Genomic DNA, 13,607 nt, shown 5'->3' with positions numbered 1-13,607 from the left:
ATCAGGCGTCGCGGGAGATGACGCCGACGTCCTCCAGGCGGTCGAGCAGGGCGGCCCCGTCGGAGCCGGTGACCCACGGCACCTCGGCCGCGGAGTGATCGTCGACGACGGTGCGACCACCGGCGAGCACGGCCTCGGCGGGCAGGAGGCGGCGGATCGCGACGGCCTCGACGTTCTGCGGGTGCTCGATGGCGAAGCCGGTGTAGATGGCGTCGTCGTGCTGGCCGTCGTCTCCGACCAGCAGCCACTTCACGTGCGGGAACTCGGCGGCGAGGCGGCGCAGGTTGAGCTCCTTGTGGTCGCGGCCGCTGCGGAACCAGCGATCGTGCGTCGGACCCCAGTCCGTCAGCAGGAACGAACCCGCCGGGAACAGGTGACGGCGCATGAACCGGGTGAGCGTCGGGGCGACGTTCCACGCGCCCGTCGAGAGGTATACCACGGGCGTACCCGGGTGCTCGCGGGTGAGACGCTCGAGCATGACCGCCATGCCGGGGACGGGCTGTCGCGCGTGCTCGTCGACGACGAAGGAGTTCCACGCCGCCAGGAGGGGGCGGGGGAGAGCCGTCACCATGACGGTGTCGTCGATGTCGCTGACCACGCCGAAGCGCACGTCGGAGCCCACGATGAAGACGCGGACCTCCGCCGGGGTGCTGCCCTCGACCGACATCGTGACCGTCTGCCAGCCGGGCTTGAGCGCGGCGGGGAGCTTCGCGTCGATGACACCCCCGCGATCGGCGGCGACCTGGTGCGTCACCCCGTCGATCACGACGGTGACGTGCGCGAAGCCCACCGGAACGGCCGCGAAGCTGCGCCACCCGCGGAGGCTCTCGAGTTCACCCGTGGAGGTGCGCTTGGTCGGCGGGGCGATCAGGACGCGGCCCAGGACGCGCACCCATTCCTCGGTGCCGTAGCCGGGGAAGCCGGTGACGGCGGGACGGAGGCCGCGGGCGCGTGCGCGTCGTTCGCGCCAGCGGTGGAAGCGACGCTCCAGTCGGGCGAACCAGAGCACTTTGGCGCGAGGATTGCGAGGCATCCGCCTCAGTCTTTCACGTCGCCGTCCGCGGATTCCAGGACGTGCCCGTCATCGGTCAGGTGACGACGTTCCATCCGTTCGATGACCTTCTTGCCCACGAAGACCAGCACGAGGAAGACGACGAGGATGCCGACGAAGACGTAACCGGCGTAATGGATGCGGTCGCTGAGCTCGCGGTAGGTGCCCGCCGCCCCCGCGGCGACCGTGACGTAGAGGCTCGCCCAGACGACGCACGCGGGCGTGGTCCACGCGAGGAACCGGCGGTAGCTGTACCCGCTCATCCCCACCGTGAGGGGGACGAGGGAGTGCAGCACGGGGAGGAATCTCGAGAGGAAGATGGCCGGCCCCCCGCGCCTGCGCAGGTAGCGGTCGGCGCGGTCCCAGTTGCGCTCGCCCAGTTTCTGCCCCAGGCGCGACGCACGGATGCGCGGGCCGAAGTACCGCCCGAGCCAGAAACCGAAGCTCTCGCCGATGAGCGCCCCCACCACGATCGCGGCGGCCAGCACGACGCCCTCCAGCGGAGAGGCGACAGCCGTGCCGGCGACGATGACCATCGTGTCGCCGGGGACGATGAGGCCGACCAGCACGCTCGTCTCGAGCATGACCGCCAGACCGGCGATGACCGTGCGCAACACGGGGTCGACGTTCTGGACGACGTCGAGCAGCCACGTGAGGATCTCGTTCACCTCCCTCAGCCTAGAGCCGCCGGGCACGCCTAGCCTGGGAGCGTGCCCCACTCCGCCTCTCCATTCACCCGGCACGCATGGATCGACCCCGAGGCGGTGTTCCTCCACGTCTTTGCCACGGCCGCTCACGCGTTCTGGCTCGACGCCGGAGTCGATGCCGAGACGGGATGGAGCTGGATGGGGGCGGGGAGCCCGGCGGGGGAGGTCGGCCCCTCCGGCGTCGATGCGGCGCGGGCGAGCGCACCCGACGATGACGGGGCCGGCGCCTTCCGCGGGGGATGGGTCGGCTGGCGCACGTACGAGGGCGCCGGGGCGTGGCTGCGCGTGGACGCGTTCCTCGCGTTCGACCACGCTTCCCGCCGCCTCTTCGTCTTCGGCGACGCGGCGGCGGCGGAGCGCCTCGTCTCCGTTCCCCCCGCCGACCCCGTTCCGGACGCGCCGGCCCGGGGCGTGGCATCCGCGCGTGTCTCGCCCGACCGGTACGCCGAACTCATCCACGCGTGCCGCGAGCGGATCCGCGAGGGCGACGCGTACCAGCTGTGCCTCACCACCCGGTTCACCGTGCCGGGAGTGGTCGATGCGCTCGACGTGTTCCGCCGTCTGCGCCGGGCGTCGGGGTCGCATCACGCGGGATTCCTGCGGCAGGGCGGGACCGCCCTCGCCAGCGTGTCACCCGAGCGCTTCCTCACCGTGCGCGACGGAGACGTGCACACGCACCCGATCAAGGGCACGCGGCGCCGCGCCGCCGATGCCGAGACCGACCGGGCGCTGGCCGAGGAGCTGCGGACGGATGCCAAGGAGCGCGCCGAGAACGTCATGATCGTCGACCTGATGCGCAACGACCTGTCGCGCGTGTGCGAGCCGTCGACGGTCGGCGTCGATCGCCTCCTCGAGGTGGAGACCTACCCGAGCGTGCACCAGCTCGTGAGCGAAGTGTCGGGGAGATTGCTGCCCGGAACGACGATCGGGGAGCTCCTGTCCGCGACCTTCCCGGCCGGGAGCATGACGGGCGCCCCCAAGCAGTCGGCGATGGACATCCTGGCCGGGCTCGAGGGAGCGCCCCGCGGCGTGTACTCCGGCGCGTTCGGCTGGGTCGGCGACGACGGCTCCGCCGACCTCGCCATGGTCATCCGCAGCGTCGTCGTGGAACCGGATGCCGCCTGGGTCGGCGCCGGCGGCGGCATCACGTGGCGTTCGGTCGCGGCATCCGAGGTGGCCGAAGTGGGGCTCAAGGCCCGCAGTCCGCTCGCCGCTCTCGGGGCCGACGTCCCGCCCGGGTGGTGACCGGGACTCCGATAGCCTGGGAGCCGGCCCTCGTGGCCTCCCGACCTTCACGATTGGCTTCACCCGTGTCTCAGAATTCCGCAGCAGACCCCCGCGAGGGGGGCTTCGACACCCACGCCATCCAGGCGAAGTGGCAGCAGGCTTGGGCCGAGAAAGACCCCTTCCGCGCCGGTGGCGACGACGACACGCGCCCGCGCAAGTACGTGCTCGCGATGTTCCCCTACCCCTCGGGCGACCTGCACATGGGTCACGCCGAGAACTACCTCTACTCCGACATCGTGGCGCGCTTCTGGCGCCACCGCGGCTACAACGTGCTCAACCCCATCGGGTGGGACTCCTTCGGCCTGCCGGCCGAGAACGCCGCGATCAAGCGCGGCGCCGACCCCGTCGAGTGGACGTACGCGAACATCGACCAGCAGAAGGCGAGCCTGAAGGACTACGGCGTCTCGTTCGACTGGAGCCGGGTGCTGCACACGAGCGACCCCGAGTACTACCGCTGGAACCAGTGGCTGTTCCAGAAGTTGTACGAGAAGGGCCTGGCCTACCGCAAGGACGCCCTGGTCAACTGGGACCCGGTGGATCAGACCGTGCTCGCCAACGAGCAGGTGCTGCCCGACGGCACGAGCGAGCGCAGCGGCGCCGTCGTGGTGAAGAAGAAGCTGACGCAGTGGTTCCTGCGCATCACCGACTACGCCGACCGTCTGCTCGACGACCTGAACCAGCTCGAGGGCTTCTGGCCGAGCAAGGTCATCCAGATGCAGCGCAACTGGATCGGTCGCTCGGTCGGTGCCGACATCGAGTTCGAGATCGAGGGGCGCGCCGACAAGATCACGGTCTTCTCCACGCGCCCCGACACGCTGCACGGCGCGACGTTCTTCGTCGTGGCGCCGGAGTCCGATCTCGCGGCCGAGCTCGCGGCATCCGCTGATCAGGGGGTGCAGGAGACGTTCCGCGCCTATCTGGAGCAGGTGCAGCGCGCGACCGACATCGAGCGTCAGTCGACCGACCGGCCCAAGACGGGCGTGTTCCTGGGGCACTACGCCGTCAACCCGGTCAACGGCGAGAAGCTGCCGATCTGGGCCGCCGACTACGTGCTGGCCGACTACGGCCACGGAGCGGTCATGGCCGTGCCCGCGCACGACCAGCGCGACCTCGACTTCGCGCGCGCCTTCGACCTGCCCGTCAAGGTGGTCGTCGACACCAACGCGCCCGTCACCGGGGCGATCCCGGTCATCGAGCTGGATGCCGACGGCGTGCCGATCGATCCGCTCGGCGACGTCGATGACCTCGATCCGGTCAAGACCGGGGTCGCGCTGACCGGTGACGGTCGCATGATGAACTCGGGTTCGCTGAACGGGCTGAGCAAGCGCAACGCGATCGCCCGCATGATCGAGGAGCTCGAGGCGAAGGGCGTCGGCCGCGCGGCCAAGACGTACCGCCTGCGCGACTGGCTGATCTCGCGCCAGCGCTACTGGGGCACGCCGATCCCGATGCTGCACGGCGAGGACGGCTCGATCACCCCGGTGCCCGCCGACCAGCTGCCGGTGCGCCTGCCCTCGGTCGAGGGTCTCGACCTCAAGCCCAAGGGCACCTCGCCCCTGGGGGCGGCGACCGAGTGGGTGCAGGTCACCGACCCCGAGACGGGGCAGACGCTGCTGCGCGACCCCGACACGATGGACACCTTCGTCGACAGCTCCTGGTACTACCTGCGCTTCCTGTCGCCGAACAACGAGACCGAGGCGTTCCCGACCCGCGAGGCGTCGAAGTGGGGTCCGGTCGACTTCTACATCGGTGGCGTCGAGCACGCGATCCTGCACCTGCTGTACGCGCGTTTCATCACCAAGGCGCTGTTCGACATGGGCCTGGTGGAGTTCACCGAGCCCTTCTCGAGCCTCATCAACCAGGGCATGGTCATCCTCGACGGCGCGAAGATGTCCAAGAGCAAGGGCAACCTGGTGCTGTTCCAGGAAGAGCTCGACGCCCACGGCGCCGACGCGCTGCGCGTCGCGCTCGCCTTCGCCGGCCCGGTCGAGGACGACAAGGACTGGAACGACGTCTCGACCACCGGTGCGGCGAAATTCCTCGCCCGCGCCCTGCGCATCGCGCACGACGTCGACAGCGAGACGGACGTCGTCTGGGCCGAGGGAGACGCGTCGCTGCGCCGCGTGACCCACCGCCTGCTGGCCGAGGCGCCGAACCTCATCGAGCAGACGAAGTTCAACGTCGTCGTCGCACGTCTCATGGAACTGGTCAACGCCACCCGCAAGGCGATCGACGGGTCCGCCGGGGCGAGCGACCCCGCCGTGCGCGAGGCCGCCGAGGTCATCGCCATGACCCTCGACCTGTTCGCCCCGCACACCGCGGAGGAGATGTGGCAGACGCTCGGCTACGAGGGATTCGTCGGCCTCGTCACCTGGCGCCAGGCCGACCCGACGCTGCTGGTCGAAGACACCGTCACCGCCGTCGTGCAGATCGACGGCAAGGTGCGCGGCACGCTGCAGGTCTCGGCCAAGATCGGCGCCGACGAGCTGGAGAAGCTCGCCCGCGCCGACGAGAAGGTGCTGCGCGCCCTGGGCGACCGCGAGATTGTTCGCGCGGTCGTGCGCCCGCCGAAGGTGGTCAGCTTCTCGACGAAGTGATCGTCGCCTCCGGATGCCACGTCCTGACGCTCCCCGGAGCGTTGGGGCGTGGCATCCGGTGTTCTCGGGGTGGGGGCATGAGCCGTGGCGCCTCGTGAGCGGGTGAGCGGGCCGGCGTCGATGCGGTAGCGGCGACGCCGTCGGGGAACTCCGCCTCAGGCGGTTCCTCCCCACGGGGCGAGATGGCGGGCTCGTCCACGGATGCCGTCGGCGTGCCCACTCGGGAACGGTGCTCCTGCCTACCGTGAGCGCATGACCGCCCGTCCCGTGCAGACCCCGGATGCCGACTCGTCCGGTGCGCGCCGGAAGCTCGGCGTCGGTGCGGTCATCGTGCTCGTGTTGGCGGCCTTCGCCATCACCATCGGGATCGGGATGTTCCGCGCAGCGACCGGGGCCGAGACCGTCACGCCCGGCCCGTCGCCGTCGCGCAGCGCGATCGTGCCCGTCCCGTCCGGCATGTACGTCCATGTCGCCGGTGCCGTCCGCCGGGCGGGGCTCTATCGGCTCGATGCCGGTGGCCGGGTAGCTGACGCCGTCGCGCTGGCCGGCGGGTTCGCCGACGACGCGGACCGCGACGGCGTCAATCTCGCCCGCACGGTGACCGACGGGGAGCAGATCGTCGTTCCGGTGGCGGGTGCCGCTCCGGAGACGGGCGCGCCGGCGACCGCGGGAGGCGCGAACATCCTCATCGACCTCAACACGGCGACGGCCGAGCAGCTCGACACCCTGCCGCGGGTGGGGCCCGCGATAGCCGACCGCATCATCGCCTGGCGGACGGAGAACGGACGGTTCACCAGCGTCGACGACCTTCTGTCGGTGCCGGGCATCGGCGACAAGATGCTGGCCGCCATCCGCGACCTGGTGCACGTGTGAACGTGAGGCGGGCACTGCTGCGGCGGTCCCTGCGGCCGGTCGCTGTGGCGGGGGGCACGTGGGCGGCGGCCGCCGCGGCGACCGTCCTGACCGATCCCGGCCTTCTCGCGGCGGGCCTTGCGGCGGCCGCGGCCGGAGCGGTGGCGCTCCTCACCCGGGTGCGGCATCCGATCCTGGTCGTCGCCGCTGTCGCGCTCGGCTGCGCGGGCGCCTCGGCCAGCACGGTGGCGTCCCTCGTCCCCACGCGCGAGGCCGTCGCGCATCTGCAGGTGGAGGGCGGGCGGCATCTGCGCGTCACGGCGACCGTGACGGGACATCTCCCCCGCAGTTCCCAGGGCGGGGCGTGGGCGGATGCGACGGTCTCCCTCGTCGCTGCGGGCGACACCGCGGTGCGCGGGCTGATCCCGGCCCGGATCGGCCTCGACTACGAGACACTGGACGACGCCGCTGCACTCGGGCCCGGCAGCGAGCTCGTCGTCGCGGGAACGGGTATCCCCACTGATCCCGCCGACCGCGCGATCCTGGCGCTGCGGGTGACCGAGGTCGAGCGGGCGGCTGCGCCCGAAGGTCTCTGGGCGACATTCGAACAGCTGCGAGACGGGCTGGTCGACTCGACTCGCGGCCTGCCGCAACCGGGGGCGGGCCTCATCCCGGGACTGGCCGTCGGAGACACCTCCAGCCTCGACAGCGCCACCGAGACCGCCATGAACGCCGCCTCCCTGTCCCACCTGACGGCGGTGTCGGGTGCGAACTGCGCCTTGGTCGTGGGGTCCGCGTTCGGTCTCCTCTCCCTGTGCGGGGTCGGCCGCGGCATCCGGGTGGTCGGCGCGCTCACCGTCCTGGCCGCGTTCGTCATCCTGGTCACACCCGAGCCCAGCGTCGTCCGAGCCGCGGTGATGAGTGCGATCGCGCTGCTGGCGGTCGCCCTGGGGCGACCGGCCGTCGGCATCGCCGTGCTGGCGGGGGCGACGACCGCGCTGCTGATCGCCGACCCGTGGCTGTGCCGATCGCTCGGCTTCGCCCTGTCGGCCGCGGCGACCGCGGCCCTGCTCGTGTTGGCGCGCCCGCTCGCCGACGGTCTCGGGCGATGGATGCCGGCACCCCTCGCTCTGGCGCTGGCGGTGCCCTCGTCGGCTCAGGTCGTGTGCGGCCCGCTGATCGTGCTGATCGACCCCCACGTTCCGCTGCTCGGGGTGGTGGCGAACACACTCGCCGATCCGGCCGCGGCGCCGGCGACGATCGCGGGGGCGCTCGCATGCATCGCCCCCATCCCCTGGTTGCGCGATGGTCTGACGGTGCTGGCGTGGATCCCCGCCGCCTGGATCGCCGCGGTCGCGCACACGACCGCCGGTGTGCCCGCGCAGAACCTGCCGTGGCCGGACGGGACCACGGGTGCTGCGCTTCTGGCCGTCGTCGGTGCCGCGATCATCGTGGCGATCGTCCGCCCTCAGCGGCTGCCGCGCCTGACCGCCGTTGCGACGGCGATGGTCGCGGTCCTGGTGGGGGTGTCCGGCGCCACGGGAACCGTGCGCTCCGTGGCCGGGCCGCTCACCGTCCCGGTGGCCTGGCAGGTGGCTATGTGCGACGTCGGGCAGGGCGATGCCACGCTGTGGCGGTCCGGTGCAGCGGTCGCCCTCGTCGACACGGGGCCGGACCCGCAACCGCTCGCGGACTGCCTGCAGACCCTCGGCATCGCGCGCCTCGACCTGGTCGTGCTGACGCATTTCGACGAGGACCACGTGGGCGGGTCGGCAGCGGTCGTGGGCCGAACCTCGCTGGTGCTCCACGGCCCCCTGGGAGAGTCGACCGATCAGAAGCTGCTCGACCGCTTCTCTGCCGGTGGGGCGCGGCTCCTCGCCGCCACGATGGGGATGACGGGCGAGGTGGGCGACACGCGGTGGCAGGCGCTCGGGCCCCTGCCCGGAATGGAGCCGGGAAACGCCGCGAGCGTCGCGATCGACGTCGCCGGCGAGAACTTCCCGCGTACCGTTCTGCTCGGCGACCTCGGCGCCGAGCCGCAGGCGGCGTTGCTGCGCCGCATCGAGCTGCCGCGGGTGGAGATCGTGAAGGTGTCCCACCACGGTAGTGCCGACCAGGACGCCGAGCTCTACCACCGGTTGCACGCCGCCGTCGGGCTCATCGGCGTCGGAGCCCACAACACCTACGGACACCCGACCGCGCGTCTGCTCGACATCCTGCAGAAGGAGGGCACGATCGCGGCACGGACGGACACCGGCGGGATCCTCGCCGTCTGGCATGACGATGAAGGACGACTCGCGCTGTGGCGCCAGCGCGAGGCATGACCGGACCGGCGCCCGTTCGGCGCTCGACCCGGGCCGCCACGCGCTGAGACGCCGACCGACCACGGTGTCCGAGGGCATCGGTAGGCTGGGGGAGTGACCCCGGCCCCTCGACGCGCAGCGCCCGCCAAGGCCAAATCGGCCATCCCGCAGGTGTCCTGGCGTGCCCCGCAGCCGGCGCCCATCGTGCTGGTCTCCGGCCCCGAAGAGGTCTGCGCCGAGCGTGCCATCGCCGGCATCCGCTCCCTCCTGAAGAGCGAAGACCCCAGCCTCGAGGTCACCGACATCCGTGCCGACGACTACGCCGCCGGCACCCTGCTCTCCGTCACGTCACCGTCGCTCTTCGGCGAGCCGCGCCTCGTCCGCGTCAGCGGGGTCGAGAAGTGCAGCGACACGTTCCTCACCGAGGCCGTGTCGTACCTGTCGCAGACGCAGGAGGGCGCCACGGTCGTCCTGCGCCACACCGGCGCGAGCGTCCGCGGGAAGAAGCTCCTCGACGGCATCCGCGCGGGTCAGGGGAGCGGCATCGAGATCGCCTGCCCCGCCGTCAAGCGCGACTCCGATCGCTTCGACTTCGCGGTCGGCGAGTTCAAGGCGGCCCAGAAGCGTATCGCCCCCGTCGCGCTCCGCTCGCTCGTGTCCGCTTTCGCCGATGACCTCACCGAGCTCGCCGCCGCATGCCAGCAGCTCATCGCCGATGTGCCGGGCGACATCGACGAGCGCATCGTCGAGCGCTACTACGGCGGGCGCGTCGAGACCTCGGCGTTCACCGTCGCCGACACGGCCATCGCCGGGCAGTACGGCCCGGCGCTGCTCGCGCTGCGGCACGCCCTGGCATCCGGAGCCGACCCCGTGCCGCTCGTCGCCGCTGTTGCGATGAAGCTGCGCACCATGGCGCGGGTCGCGGGGACGCGCGAGTCGTCGTCGGCCACCGCGCAGCGCCTCGGCATGAAGGACTGGCAGGTCGACCGCGCGCGCCGCGACCTCGTCGGCTGGACCGGCAACACCCTCGGCATGGCGATCCACGCCACGGCGCGCGCCGATGCCGAGGTCAAGGGCGCCTCGCGCGACCCCGTGTTCGCGCTCGAGCGGATGATCACCGTCATCGCCACGCGCGCGCCGTACGGCGACTGAGGCGGCGCCCGGCGTCGGGGCCCCCGTGAGCAAGCGCCTCAGGTACGGGCGACGACAGCGCATCGTTCGGAGACAGGTCCGATCCGGCCGGGATGCCCCTGTCACGGAACGATCCCCTGTCCTCGAGTGCGAGCCGCGTCGGCACCCGATCACGCCCGCGCGATGTGGCGCGCCAGGAACGTCGCCGCCCGGAGCGTGAGTCGCGGCTCCGCTCGCCGCAGGTCGCGAACCACGACCACCTCATCGTCATCCGGTGAGGACACCGCCCGCGCCCACCGGAGCGCCGGTTCCGGAGGCTGCCCACCCGCCGGCATCTCACCGCTGAACAACTGCACCAGCCGGGACCGTGGATCCTCCCGGTCGCCGAAGACCTTCGCCGCTCGTTCGCTCTGCATGCTGCACCTCCCGGCATCCACGCTACGAACGCCGGTGCGCGGGTGCCTCCGCCGCGAGGAGGAGATCGCGTACGCCCAGGCCTGAACATGCCGCGGACATCCCGGACGCGACGAGACCCCCGAATGCGCTGGACCGAACCTCTCGCTCCGGGAACGACGAAGCCCGCCCCGCTGAAGCGGGACGGGCTGTCGAAACGGCTGCGGCTCAGAGAGCGTTGACCTGCTTCGCGATGGCCGACTTGCGGTTCGCGGCCTGGTTCTGGTGGATGACACCCTTGCTCACGGCCTTGTCGAGCTTCTTGCCGGCGAGGACGAGCGCCTTCTCGGCGGCTTCCTTGTCACCGGCCAGAACGGCCTCGCGGGTGCGACGCACGTGCGTCTTCAGCTCGCTCTTGACGGCCTTGTTGCGCTCGCGCGCCTTCTCGTTGGTCTTGTTGCGCTTGATCTGCGACTTGATGTTCGCCACGTCGACGGTCTTTCGTTTGAGTGAGTGTTGGAAGTGCCGGTCGAGCGGTAGAGGGGCGCTGTACCGGCGGTCGTGGAGGTCGGGAAAAACCCCACACGCAAGCCAAGAGACGAGTCTAACAGGTCGAGGTCTCGACCGTGGTGAGCGCCACCTCGAGCAACGCGTTGAACACGCGGGGCCGCATCGCCGTGACGAGGTGGGTCGTGCGCGGGACCACGATCAACTCGGCATCCTTCGCGATCGACGTGAAGAGCTTCTCGTTCACGCGGAGTTGGTCCCACTGCCCGTTCACGAACCACAGCGGCACCTCGATGCGCCGCAGCGCCGCGAGCAGGTCGAGCACCGACAGCGACGCGAGAGCGGAGTCCTGCGCGTCGAACGCGTAGCCGCCGGCACCGAAGTCCGGCCGCGTCTCGGGCGGGAGCGTGCGGTCGAGCACCCGGTTGGTCAGACCCAGGCCGCGGTCGGGCAGGCTGTCGAATCGACGCGCGAGGAACCGATACGCGGCGAGCCCCACCCCGCGCGGGATCGAGGTGCAGGACGCCGCGATGAACGCCGCGACCGGCGGCGGGTCTTCGCGCCCGACGTATTCGATCGAGAGCAGACCGCCCATCGAATGGCCCACGAGCAGCACGGGACCGCGGGTCGCGGCATCCCGGACCGCCCGATCAATGGTCGCGAAGGCTTCGTCGAGGGTGAACTCCTCGCCCCGACGCGTGCCGTGCCCGGGCAGGTCGACGGCGGTCACCGGGGTGCCGCGCTGCTCGAGGTGGGCGACCTGCGCGCGCCACATGGTCGCCGACGTGCGGATGCCGTGCACGAGCACGACCTGGACCGCCATGGCATCCACCTTAGAAGCGCCGTCGAGGCGCAGCCTGAGCGTCCGCGGACGGCGATGTCGGCGCGCCACCGTAGAATCGACGGAACATGTCACCGCGCGCCCTGAAGCCCCTCGAGCCGTCCGCCACCCCGCCGGCGCAGATTCGCAACTTCTGCATCATCGCCCACATCGACCACGGCAAGTCGACGTTGGCCGACCGCATGCTGCAGATCACCGGCGTCGTCGCCGACCGCGACATGCGCGCGCAGTACCTCGACCGCATGGACATCGAGCGCGAGCGCGGCATCACCATCAAGTCGCAAGCGGTCCGGATGCCGTGGTCCACGGCCGACGGCACGTTCGCCCTCAACATGATCGACACCCCCGGTCACGTCGACTTCACCTACGAGGTGAGCCGTTCGCTGGCCGCGTGCGAGGGCGCGATCCTGCTCGTCGACGCCGCTCAAGGCATCGAGGCGCAGACCCTCGCCAACCTCTACCTGGCGCTCGAGAACGATCTGACGATCATCCCGGTGCTGAACAAGATCGACCTCCCCGCCGCCGACCCCGACAAGTACGCGGCCGAGCTGGCGGGTCTCATCGGCGGCGACCCCGCCGACGTGCTGCGCGTCAGCGGCAAGACGGGGATGGGCGTCGAGGAGCTGCTCGACCTCATCGTCGAGAAGATCCCCGCTCCCGTCGGCGTGGCGGACGCGCCCGCGCGCGCGATGATCTTCGACTCGGTCTACGACGCCTACCGCGGCGTGGTGACCTACGTCCGCATGATCGACGGGGCACTGCAGCCGCGCGAGCGTCTGCAGATGATGTCGACCGGCGCGACCCACGAGGCGCTCGAGATCGGCGTCTCCAGCCCCGAGCCGATCCCCACCCAGGGGCTCGGCGTCGGCGAGGTCGGCTACCTCATCACCGGCGTGAAGGACGTGCGCCAGTCGAAGGTCGGCGACACGATCACGACGCACCGCAAACCCGCCACCGAGGCTCTCGCGGGGTACACCGACCCGAAGCCCATGGTCTTCTCGGGTATCTACCCGATCGACGGCAGCGATTACGCCGAGCTGCGCGAGGCCCTCGACAAGCTCAAGCTCTCCGACGCCTCGCTGCAGTACGAGCCCGAGACCTCCGTCGCGCTCGGCTTCGGGTTCCGTTGCGGCTTCCTCGGCCTGCTGCACCTCGAGATCATCACCGAGCGCCTCTCACGCGAGTTCGGTCTCGATCTGATCACCACCGCTCCGTCGGTGACCTACGAGGTCACCACCGACACCGGCGAGACCGTGTCGGTCACGAACCCGAGCGAATACCCCGACGGCCGCGTGGCCTCGGTCTCGGAGCCGATCGTCAAGGTCGGCATCCTGCTCCCGAAGGACTACGTCGGTACCGTCATGGAGCTGTGCCAGTCACGCCGCGGCACGCTTCTCGGCATGGACTACCTCAGCGAAGACCGGGTCGAGCTGCGCTACAACATGCCGCTCGGCGAGATCGTCTTCGACTTCTTCGACCACCTGAAGTCGCGGACGCAGGGCTACGCGAGCCTCGACTACGAACCGGCCGGACAGCAGACCGCCGACCTGGTGAAGGTCGACATCCTGCTGCAGGGCGACAAGGTCGACGCGTTCAGTTCGATCGTGCACCGCGAGAAGGCCTACAGCTACGGCACGATGATGGCCGAGCGGCTGCGCAAGCTCATCCCGCGCCAGCAGTTCGAAGTGCCCATCCAGGCCGCGATCGGTGCGCGCATCATCGCGCGCGAGACGATCCGCGCGATCCGCAAGGACGTCCTCGCCAAGTGCTACGGCGGTGACATCACCCGTAAGCGCAAGCTCCTCGAGAAGCAGAAGGAGGGCAAGAAGCGCATGAAGATGGTCGGTCGCGTCGAGGTCCCCCAGGAGGCGTTCATCGCCGCGCTCTCCGGCGACGTCGAGGCCAAGAAGTAGAACGCACGCAACCGAGAGGGGTGGA

The 13,607-nt window shown here is 70.8% G+C and carries 11 protein-coding genes; 6 read left to right on the top strand and 5 right to left on the bottom strand.

Going from position 1 to position 13,607, the window contains the following annotated elements; genetic code table 11:
* Window position 1 precedes the first annotated feature (1 nt).
* Window positions 2–1,033 (bottom strand): phosphatase domain-containing protein, encoded by a 1,032-nt coding sequence (locus AB0N80_RS14875; protein ID WP_363391814.1) that lies wholly within the window; start codon window positions 1,031–1,033, stop codon window positions 2–4.
* A 5-nt stretch (window positions 1,034–1,038) separates the two neighbouring features.
* Entirely contained in the window at window positions 1,039–1,719 is a 681-nt protein-coding gene (locus AB0N80_RS14870) for a DedA family protein (protein WP_315995615.1), read from the bottom strand.
* Window positions 1,720–1,761: 42 nt separating this feature from the next.
* Between AB0N80_RS14870 and AB0N80_RS14865 the strand changes: the two genes are divergently transcribed.
* The 5 genes from AB0N80_RS14865 (at window position 1,762) to holA (ending at window position 9,949) form a co-directional block, all read left to right on the top strand.
* Window positions 1,762–3,003, top strand: coding sequence for an anthranilate synthase component I family protein (locus tag AB0N80_RS14865; RefSeq protein WP_363579156.1), 1,242 nt, complete (start codon window positions 1,762–1,764; stop codon window positions 3,001–3,003).
* A 65-nt stretch (window positions 3,004–3,068) separates the two neighbouring features.
* Window positions 3,069–5,642 carry a leucine--tRNA ligase gene (gene leuS, locus AB0N80_RS14860; protein ID WP_363391810.1) on the top strand — a complete coding sequence of 858 codons (2,574 nt, stop codon included), beginning with the start codon at window positions 3,069–3,071 and terminating at the stop codon, window positions 5,640–5,642.
* Window positions 5,643–5,894: 252 nt separating this feature from the next.
* Window positions 5,895–6,515, top strand: coding sequence for a ComEA family DNA-binding protein (locus tag AB0N80_RS14855; RefSeq protein ID WP_363579154.1), 621 nt, complete (start codon window positions 5,895–5,897; stop codon window positions 6,513–6,515).
* A gap of 2 nt (window positions 6,516–6,517) precedes the next feature.
* Window positions 6,518–8,818: a ComEC/Rec2 family competence protein gene (locus AB0N80_RS14850; RefSeq protein WP_363579152.1), complete on the top strand. Its 2,301-nt coding sequence runs from the start codon at window positions 6,518–6,520 to the stop codon at window positions 8,816–8,818.
* Between the two features lie 93 nt (window positions 8,819–8,911).
* The gene (gene holA / locus AB0N80_RS14845) at window positions 8,912–9,949 is read left to right on the top strand and encodes a DNA polymerase III subunit delta (RefSeq protein ID WP_363391806.1); all 1,038 of its coding nucleotides are present in this window, start codon (window positions 8,912–8,914) and stop codon (window positions 9,947–9,949) included.
* 149 nt (window positions 9,950–10,098) lie between these two features.
* On the opposite strand, the gene AB0N80_RS14840 is transcribed toward holA, so the two are convergent.
* From AB0N80_RS14840 to AB0N80_RS14830, 3 genes are all read right to left on the bottom strand, one after another.
* Complete coding sequence (locus AB0N80_RS14840; RefSeq protein ID WP_363543288.1) at window positions 10,099–10,344, bottom strand: hypothetical protein; 246 nt, start codon at window positions 10,342–10,344, stop codon at window positions 10,099–10,101.
* A gap of 205 nt (window positions 10,345–10,549) precedes the next feature.
* The gene (rpsT, locus tag AB0N80_RS14835) at window positions 10,550–10,810 is read right to left on the bottom strand and encodes a 30S ribosomal protein S20 (RefSeq protein WP_136585549.1); all 261 of its coding nucleotides are present in this window, start codon (window positions 10,808–10,810) and stop codon (window positions 10,550–10,552) included.
* A 115-nt stretch (window positions 10,811–10,925) separates the two neighbouring features.
* Entirely contained in the window at window positions 10,926–11,651 is a 726-nt protein-coding gene (locus AB0N80_RS14830; protein ID WP_315995621.1) for an alpha/beta hydrolase, read from the bottom strand.
* Between the two features lie 86 nt (window positions 11,652–11,737).
* On the opposite strand from AB0N80_RS14830, the gene lepA reads away from it, so the two are divergent.
* On the top strand, window positions 11,738–13,582 hold the full coding sequence (gene lepA / locus AB0N80_RS14825; RefSeq protein WP_315995622.1) for a translation elongation factor 4: 1,845 nt from the start codon (window positions 11,738–11,740) through the stop codon (window positions 13,580–13,582).
* Window positions 13,583–13,607 lie beyond the last annotated feature (25 nt).

Source organism: Microbacterium sp. NPDC089188, assembly GCF_040685155.1.
Taxonomy (GTDB): Bacteria; Actinomycetota; Actinomycetes; order Actinomycetales; family Microbacteriaceae; genus Microbacterium; species Microbacterium galbum.
This window is presented reverse-complemented; position numbering and strand designations above follow the sequence as displayed.

Bases quoted from the DNA above. Each gene is read 5' to 3' on its own strand.
- AB0N80_RS14830 (WP_315995621.1), bottom strand. From the start codon at position 11,651: ATGGCGGTCCAGGTCGTGCTCGTGCACGGCATCCGCACGTCGGCGACC.
- AB0N80_RS14855 (WP_363579154.1), top strand. From the start codon at position 5,895: ATGACCGCCCGTCCCGTGCAGACCCCGGATGCCGACTCGTCCGGTGCG.
- AB0N80_RS14875 (WP_363391814.1), bottom strand. From the start codon at position 1,033: ATGCCTCGCAATCCTCGCGCCAAAGTGCTCTGGTTCGCCCGACTGGAG.
- lepA (WP_315995622.1), top strand. From the start codon at position 11,738: ATGTCACCGCGCGCCCTGAAGCCCCTCGAGCCGTCCGCCACCCCGCCG.
- AB0N80_RS14840 (WP_363543288.1), bottom strand. From the start codon at position 10,344: ATGCAGAGCGAACGAGCGGCGAAGGTCTTCGGCGACCGGGAGGATCCA.